We start from the raw sequence: 3,935 nt of genomic DNA, 5'->3' as shown, positions 1-3,935 counted from the left end.
CGCCCCTGCTCCGGTCACCCCTCCGCCGGTCGCGCCCGCGCCGATCGCACCGGCAGCGGTCGCCGGACCGCCGGTGTCGGCGCCTCCCGGGCGGGCCGAGCCCATCCCGAGCCGGATCGACGGCCCGACCAACCGGCCGGTCTCGTCGCCGCCGCCCCCGCCGCCGGGGATCACCCCCATCGCGCCGACCCAGCGGGGCACCGTGCCGCCCGCCGAGGCTGGCGAGCCGTTCCGGCCGACCCTCACCACCGCCGCGATCAACCACGCGCGGGCCGAGCGGCAGCGTACGGTCATTCCGCCCCGCCCGAAGACCAACGGCGAGCGGCAGAGCCACGTGCAGCGGCCGGTCGAGGAGCCGCCCACCGGCGGGTTCAGCGCCACCGACCTCAGCATCCCGGTGCCCGCTCCCCGGCCGGGTCAGGAGCCGACGGCGCCCCCAGGTTCCCGGGCGAACTGGCCCCTGGTCAACAACCCGGAGGACCCGGCCGACAGCTCGCCGAACAACCCGGTCGCCTACCCGTACGGCAGCAACCGCGTCGACGCCCCGACCGACCCGGGCCGGGCCGACGGTCGCGTCACGCCGCCCTGGCTGGCCGACGACCTGCCCCAGGAGCCGCCCATGCTGCGGCTGGTCGAGCCGCCGCCGCTGGCGGACCGGGCACTGCGGGAAGGGCTCAACCCGCCCGCCGGTGACCCCCGCCTGGAGACGCCGCCGCTGCGGCTCGTCGACCGGGAGCAGGCCGCCCGCAACAACCGTCAGGCGCCCCGCGTCGAGCGGGCCGCCGAGCACCGGCCGCCGCCCCCGGTCGAACACCGGCCTCCCCCGGTCGAGCACCGGCCGCCGCCGGTGGCCGACGAGGGCGACGGGGATCTGCTGATCTTCGCCCAGGCCAAGTCGGCGTGGTTCGTCGGGCACACCGAAGAAGAGTCCGACCTGGACTGGTCGACCACTGCCGACACCGGGTGGCAGGCCGCCGAGCAGGCAGCCCGTCCCGCGGTGGGCGCCGAGACCAACGCCGGGCTGCCGAAGCGCGTCCCGCAGGCAAATCTGGTCCCGGGTTCCCCGCTGCGCGAGGAGCGTCCACTGCGGATAGTGCGGGACGCGGCGAGCCTCGCGGAGAACACCACCGGCTACTTCCGCGGCTGGCGTCGCGGGCAGGAGATCGGCGGGTTCGCGGTGGGCGGCCGGCCGGGCCGCGAGGCGGCCGGTGGCTGGGACTTCAGCCGCGACCACGGGGACCGCGACGACGACCGGGAGTACGAGTACCGCTCCGCCGGCTACCAGTCCTGAGCGTCTCTCTCACGTACGCGTTCCTTCCGCCCCCAGTCCGACACCGGCTGGGGGCGGAAGTGCGTTCAGGGGCCAACCAGAGCGGCCCGGGGCACACACGGGCGGGGCGGCCCGAGGGACGGCCCACCAACGCAAGAGATCTTGGAGGGAGCCGCCCCCAGACCGGGGCGACACCTTCCAAGATCTCTTGAGGCGAGCCGTTCGCGCCCCGGGCAGCATTCAGCGCCCGGTGGCGGCCAGGGCCACCACCGGGCGCGAGAGCGTCCCGATCAGGCCGGGGCGACGGCGCGCGTACGGCGCATGGTGAGCACGTACTCGACAAGCGAGATCAGCACGTGCTTCGTCGACTCCCGGTTACGGGCGTCGCAGGCCACCACCGGCACGTCGCTCGAGATCGCCAAGGCGTCCCGGACGTCCTGCGGGTCGTGGTACTGCATCCCGTCGAAGCAGTTGATGGCCACCAGGTACGGCAGCCGCCGGTGCTCGAAGAAGTCGATCGCCGCGAAGCAGTCGGCCAGCCGGCGGGTGTCCACCAGCACGACCGCACCGATCGCGCCCCGCACCAGTTCGTCCCACATGAACCAGAATCGGGTCTGACCCGGCGTACCGAACAGGTACAGGATCAGGTCACGGTCGATCGAGATCCGGCCGAAGTCCATGGCCACCGTGGTCGTCGTCTTGCCCGGCACCTGCCGGGTGTCGTCGACGCCCACGCCAGCGGAGGTCATGATGGCCTCGGTGGTCAGCGGCGTGATCTCCGAGACCGAGCCGACCAGCGTCGTCTTACCGACGCCGAATCCACCGGCGATAACGATCTTCGCCGACGTCACGCGCCCACTCGGGTTCGGTGGGCGGTGCGACATGTCAGAGCCTGCGAAGTCCACTCAGCACCCTCTCCAGCAGTTCAGTGCCCACCGCGTCGTCGGAGTCGTCCAGGATGGTCGGCTCGTGGACCGCGACCAGGCCGTCCGTCGCCATGTCGGCGATGAGCACCCGGGCCACACCGAGCGGGAGCTGCATCCGCGCCGCGATCTCGGCGAGCGATTGCACGCGTCCGTCACACAGCGCGGCGATGTACTGGTGTTCGCGGCCACCACCGTTGCCATTGGCAGTGGTGCGGCCGCGCACCGTCGTCTCGACGAGCGCCTCCAGCGCGATGTCGAGCCGGGGACGGGTTCGACCACGGGTCACGGCGTATGGACGGACCAACGCTCCGGTCGGTTCGTCACGATCGGCCATGTCGCCGCTCACCTCCTTCGCACCCCGTACCGGCTCCCACCGGTGGAACTCGTCGTTCTTGTCGTTTCAGTTGCGCCGACCGCACGATCGGCGAGGCGTCAGCCCAGCATGCCCGCGGCCGCGCGCGGCTGCGGGGTCAGGGCGTCGCCCACCCGGTCGACCAGTAGTGCCATCTCGTAGCCGACCTGCCCGACGTCGGAGCTGCGGGCCGCCAGCACTGCGAAGGACGAACCATCCGAGATGGACATCAGGAACAGGAAGCCATTGTCCATCTCCACGACGGTCTGGAGCACCGCGCCTCCCTCGAAGCAGCGGGCCGCCCCCTGGGTCAGGCTGACCAGACCGGACGCGATCGCGGCGAGCTGGTCTGCCCGGTCCCGCGGCAGGTCCCGTGACGACGCGAGGAGCAGGCCGTCCGCCGAGACGGCGACCGCATGTGCGACACCGGGCACCCGGTCGGCGAAGTTGGCCAGCAGCCAACCAAGATCCTGCGTAGTTGTCATCCTTCTTGCTCCTTCTGCCCGCTCCCGGCCGCTGGGCCTGAGCCAGACTGCGAGGATTGCTGCCCTCCCGGAGTCGCCTCCGGGCTGGTCGGGTTGTCCGAGGTGCTACGCCCTCGCTGCACGCCCCGATGGTAGGCGGAGAGCAGGCCACGGACCGCCTCCGGGGAACGTCGCTGGACCGAGGTGGCGGGCTTCTCCACCGCGCCCGGCACCAGCTGCGCCATCGGCTTGCGCTTCGGCAGACCGGTCGTGGTGGTCTCGTTCACCGGCACCGCGGTGGCCGCTGCCGAGGCGGCACGCCAGCCGTCGTCGGCGGCGGTCTGCCAGCCGTTGGTCTGCGATTGGGGCCGGCGGTTCGGCAGGCTCTCGGCGAGGCCGGGGCGAGCGCCCCCGTTCGCTGTCGACCCGTTGTCCCGCGGCGCTCCTCCGGCCGTCGGAGTGTCTGCCATCGGCGTGTTACCTGTCGTCCCGGGTGATGTCTTGTGGACTGCCCCACCGTTGGCCTCGACCGCCGCGAACTGCTGGGTCGCGTCACCGCCACCGCCGTTCGCCGCCGGCTTGTCGCCGGCCGCGGCCTCATCCGCACCCGGACGGCGGGTACGGAACCAGGCGGACTCGAGCTCCCGGAAGATCGGCAGCTCCATGGTCTCGTCCGCGTACCGCTGGCGGTTCTGGGCCTGCGGCTGCTGCGGTGCCGGGCGGGTCTGCGCCGGCGGCGACGCCTGGGCCTGCGGGGCCTGAGCCTGCGGGCCTCGGGCCTGCGGGGCCTGAGGCTGCGGGGCTCGGGTCGGCTGAGCCTGAGGCGCCGGAGCCGACTGCTGGGCCGCGGTGCTCGGCTGGTCGCCGGGGCGCGGCACCCGGGGCAGCTCCGTCGTCATGTCCAGGGCGGCGGCGAGCCGCTC

3 protein-coding genes and 2 pseudogenes are annotated in these 3,935 nt (G+C 73.1%); 1 reads left to right on the top strand and 4 read right to left on the bottom strand.

The window, feature by feature from the left end:
* Nucleotides 1–1,291, top strand: a pseudogene (locus B0E54_RS32140) (transposase); the annotation flags it as partial.
* Nucleotides 1,292–1,560: 269 nt separating this feature from the next.
* On the opposite strand, the gene B0E54_RS32135 reads toward B0E54_RS32140, so the two are convergent.
* The 4 genes and pseudogenes from B0E54_RS32135 to B0E54_RS32120 all read right to left on the bottom strand — a co-directional run.
* Entirely contained in the window at nt 1,561–2,154 is a 594-nt protein-coding gene (locus B0E54_RS32135) for an ATP/GTP-binding protein (RefSeq protein ID WP_007455465.1), read from the bottom strand.
* 1 nt (nt 2,155) lies between these two features.
* A complete protein-coding gene (locus tag B0E54_RS32130) occupies nt 2,156–2,530 on the bottom strand; it encodes a DUF742 domain-containing protein (RefSeq protein ID WP_234591600.1) in 375 nt (124 codons plus the stop codon).
* A gap of 98 nt (nt 2,531–2,628) precedes the next feature.
* Nucleotides 2,629–3,033: a roadblock/LC7 domain-containing protein gene (locus tag B0E54_RS32125; protein ID WP_007455462.1), complete on the bottom strand. Its 405-nt coding sequence runs from the start codon at nt 3,031–3,033 to the stop codon at nt 2,629–2,631.
* Nucleotides 3,030–3,935: pseudogene (locus B0E54_RS32120) on the bottom strand (ATPase); the annotation flags it as partial. The gene B0E54_RS32125 and the pseudogene B0E54_RS32120, both read right to left, overlap by 4 nt.

Origin of the sequence: Micromonospora sp. MH99, assembly GCF_021442385.1 — a bacterium.
In the GTDB taxonomy this organism is placed as follows: Bacteria; Actinomycetota; Actinomycetes; order Mycobacteriales; family Micromonosporaceae; genus Micromonospora.
Note: the sequence above shows the minus strand (reverse complement) of the source record. Positions and strands in the feature narration are given on the sequence as shown.